Origin of the sequence: Parachitinimonas caeni, from assembly GCF_030129945.1 — a bacterium.
GTDB classification, from domain to species: domain Bacteria; phylum Pseudomonadota; class Gammaproteobacteria; order Burkholderiales; family Chitinimonadaceae; genus Parachitinimonas; species Parachitinimonas caeni.
Window position 1 is genome coordinate 1 of record NZ_JARRAF010000313.1, and the last position, 255, is coordinate 255.

The following is a 255-nucleotide window of genomic DNA, read 5'->3' on the forward strand; positions in this document are numbered from 1 at the left end:
TCCGGGGTGGTGACGGTGACGGTGCGCAGCTTGTCGTCGTAGGCCGTGGTGGTGGTGCGGCCATAGGCATCGGTCTGGGTCAGTACCCGGCCGAAGGCATCGAAGGTCGCGCTGCTGATTTGGGCGCTGCTGACGGTGATGATGCGGCCCAAGCGGTCGTAACTTTGCTGCTGGACAACCTGGCCGGGGCTGGTGACTTTGATGGCACGGCCAAAGGCATCGTAGTCGGTGTGGGTGAGCTGGCTTTGGGTGCCA

Annotated in this window: 1 protein-coding gene; it reads right to left on the reverse strand. The window is 63.9% G+C overall.

The genetic code is table 11. The features are described from left to right. The coding region (locus PZA18_RS25945) for a hypothetical protein (RefSeq protein WP_308447472.1) at positions 1 to 255 on the reverse strand (255 nt) is incomplete at both ends.